The organism is Fimbriimonadaceae bacterium (assembly GCA_019638775.1).
Taxonomy (GTDB): Bacteria; Armatimonadota; Fimbriimonadia; order Fimbriimonadales; family Fimbriimonadaceae; genus JAHBTD01.
The window spans coordinates 1-3,469 of record JAHBTD010000072.1 but is presented as its reverse complement, the minus strand read 5'-3'; the positions used below and the strand labels follow the sequence as shown (position 1 = coordinate 3,469).

The 3,469-nt window shown below is 61.8% G+C and carries 3 protein-coding genes; 1 reads left to right on the top strand and 2 read right to left on the bottom strand.

Going from position 1 to position 3,469, the window contains the following annotated elements:
• Nucleotides 1-100, top strand: a 100-nt coding sequence (locus KF784_19850) for an SEC-C domain-containing protein (protein ID MBX3121315.1), incomplete at its 5' end; no start/stop codon positions are given.
• A 274-nt stretch (nt 101-374) separates the two neighbouring features.
• Here KF784_19850 and KF784_19845 read toward each other — a convergent pair.
• Both KF784_19845 and KF784_19840 read right to left on the bottom strand, forming a co-directional pair.
• Nucleotides 375-680: a hypothetical protein gene (locus KF784_19845; protein MBX3121314.1), complete on the bottom strand. Its 306-nt coding sequence runs from the start codon at nt 678-680 to the stop codon at nt 375-377.
• A gap of 97 nt (nt 681-777) precedes the next feature.
• On the bottom strand, nt 778-3,021 hold the full coding sequence (locus KF784_19840) for a hypothetical protein (GenBank protein ID MBX3121313.1): 2,244 nt from the start codon (nt 3,019-3,021) through the stop codon (nt 778-780).
• Between the last annotated feature and the right edge of the window lie 448 nt (nt 3,022-3,469).

The window sequence follows — 3,469 nt, the reverse complement described above, 5'->3', positions numbered from 1 at the left end:
AACGCCGCAACCGGCCCAAAGCCAGGCAGACAAGACCGGTCGCAACGATCCCTGCCCCTGCGGCAGCGGGAAAAAATTCAAGAAGTGCCACGGGGCGTGAGAGATGAGGCCAAATGGCCCCTCTTGCTGAACGCTACACCGCAACCGTCTGCAGCCTCACGCCTTTCAGCTGCACCAGCCGTTTCGCGGGAAACATGACTCCAGCGGCACTTCGAACAGTGCTCGCGGTCTGCATCGCAGAAGGTCGCGCTTTCGCTCTGCCGGCTCCCGAACTTCCACCACTCGCGCCACCGGGCCAGCTCGACCCGTCTTGATGAGAGTGCACTCGTCACCCCCTGCTCGAGTCCGTGACTTGATTGTGAAGCGGCCACCCCTTAGGTCATCTTGCGGTATGCGAACTCGCATCCATCGGCATCGACGAAGGTCAGCCGGTCCTGTTGCCAGGACACGTCATAGGTGACAAGTGCGTCATTGGCCGTTGAGAGTCGAAGGTGCTGAGGATCGAGCAGCTCGAACGTGCCTGTATCCCACAGGCTAAACGTGCCCGGCGGCTCGGAGCGGCCGACGTATAGGCCGCGTTCACGAAACTCGAGGGTGTCAGGGTACCGCTGAGCACAGGGGGGATGCTGAAGCTTCTCCCACCGGCCGAAGAGATCATGGGGAGCCAATGATTGTGGCATGCGGTCCTCCATAGGCATCCCCGGCGCGACCGAGAAGACCACGCCGGGGACACACATCCATACAATGGCCGCCATCCAGGCGGTCGGTGGGGACACGTTACTGGATCGACTCCACCACCGCTTTGACTTCCTCATCACCTTTCAGCCCCGCCGCCTTGTGCTTGAGCTTCTTAGCGATCGCCTTTCTCGCGGCGCCGTCGCCGGCCTCGTGCTTCGCCAATTCGGCCGCTCGGCGAATTTCCGCCGGGCTCATGACGACGGCCTCGTCCAGCAAATCCGCCACGGCCTTCAAGTTCGCCTTGCGCGTGCCGAAGCGCTCGCCGAGACGCTTGGCTTCGATATAGGCATAATGCGGCCGGAGCACCGGGTTCTTCAAGGCCGTGTGAATTGCCTCGATCCCGTCGACCAAGTGGTCGCCCCCAACAACGAGAGTCAGGAGCGTGTCGGGTGTGGAAAGCACTTTCAGTGCCGCCTGCGCGTGCGCGTCGTCGCTAGCCGACGACACCATCACGTCGGCCGAGCCAGTCGTGACGACCTCGACCCCGCCTTGGTCCCAATGGACCTCCACCTGCACGCGATAGGCTCCCGGCATCGGAAACAGCGCGCCTTGGGAGCCTCGCAGGAGCGTCATCGAACTCCGAATACCCTGTCGGGGCTTGAGGCGGACCATCGGATGGTCTTCCACGCAGAGAATGATCGGCGAAAACGTACGCACCGTCCCCGCCGGGTCGGTCACGTGACCTCGGACGAATCCACTCTTCATGGAGAGGCTGGCCGGGGCGGGCACCGGCTCGTCGGTCGTGTTCGTCAATTCGAGGTTGAGTCGGATCGGGGCGCCGAGCGGCGCGGAAGCATGCACCGACGTGACCGTCAGCAAGAGGCCCTCCGCAGACAATTCCATATCGGTCGGGCTGATCGGTGTCGTTGCATAGGAGGTGCCGAACGGCGTCCCGCCCGGACGGACATAAATATCCGGGATGTGCCGCAACCGTTTGGCGTCGTCCGCATGATATGACCATTGCACGTTGTTTGGAAACACAGCGCTCCCCGGAGACAAGGAGTTGTTGGCAATGACGTCGGTCGTGTTCATAAAGCCATTGTCACTCGCATTGTGGTACAGACCCATGGCGTGGCCCGTTTCGTGGACCGCCGTTCGAAAATACGGGGAGGTCGCCGTACCAAAGCGAACCCCCTTGACCAAGCCCCATTCCGCACTGGTAGGAACCGTCCAGTGCGAAGCGATGGCGCAACCCTCCCGAGGGACGTTGTTGGAATCGCCGCCATATGCGTCATACATGATGCCGCGGGAGGTGGAATCCAACCGCCGCACACACAGGACATGATAGCGCCATTCGGCGTCCAGGTTGGAGGCATCCCGCCTGGCCAGCATGGCCGCATGGCATTCCGCATCCGACCAGGACTCGCCACTCGGTTCGACCAGGTTGCTGTCACTCTGGTCGACGGTGATGTCCCACCCGATGCCGTCACCGATCGCCTTCCAATCCACGCCCGCACCGTTGTGCAACGGCGATTCGGACTGGCTTACCCGGTCGATCTCAACCGTCGCCTTCCGCAGGTAGGCCGAAATCCACCCCATGGTCAGTCGACCAACGACCGTGCCGCTGCTGTTCTTGACGTCGCCTGCCAGGTAATCGCTGCTCGAAGGGTAGCCGGCCGGGGCTGCCTGCCACGACATCAACGCGGTGAAGGTGCCCTCGTTTGTCCAGGCACCGCCCGTACTCCACGCTCCAGCACTCTTCGTGAAGCGCCACATCTCAAAGCCGAGCGTGAAGCTGGTCCCGATCGTAAAATATTCGAGAATCTGAGTAACCCGGAGGTAGTACCGATACCTCCCTCGGGACAAAATAGGAATCCCAGCGCTCGGGCTGGGTCCTGGAAGGAGTAAAGGGGAAGAGGGGATCGGCGGGAACCCCGGTTTCCACGGCAACCAAATGAGCGGGCGTTGGTACAGGTCGCCGCTCGCTGTTCGGCCGCTGCCATGGCACTCCACGCGCAACGTGCCGTCATAGGTCACCAAGGGACTCCCCGACGGCTTGTAATTGAGCAGGTAGCAGCCGCAACGCACACTCCGAAACTTCAATGGCGGCCAAGGGAAAGGAACTGGGAACGGTTGAAGCGGCTCGAGGCCCGGCTGAGGAACAGGCTGTGGTTGCGGGATGGGTACTTCCGGAAGCGGCTGAGGAAGCGGGGGAAACGGGCCTACGGGGTTGGGAATGAGATCGGCGCGCGGTGCGTTCATGGGGACCCTCCTTGGTTTGTGAGTCATGAGGTCACTCGCCCGCGTAAGGCCGTGTGCGACTACAGAGACTGTCCTCGGCACGGTGTCGGGTGATGGAGCGACCGGTGTTCACGCACGCAAGACAAAAAGCAAACGACATGCCGATGGAATGGACGACACGCACTGATTGTGATTTCACGAACATGCAAATGGACGTGTTTGACCCTGTGCGCAGGAGTCGTGCGACACGACGTATCTCATCGTCCGGCAGGTTGTATCGGAACCGATACGGAGGGCGAGGACAGCACCACTGCATACGAGCCTGCCGCGCGGCGAGGGCCTCTTCGTTCGAGTGTCCCGCAGAACCAGCTGGCTTCAGCCAATACTCTTAGGTTCCCTGTGGGTGGCGCGTAGCGAACGGAGGCGGCCTTATCCCTCCGCACTCCTGTGAAGCAACCTGCCGGGATGGTCCGCACTGCGCGCATGGACCGAGCACCGCCCGCTACTTAAAAATTGAGACTGATCCTGGTGCGCGTTCCGCGAGCAATGA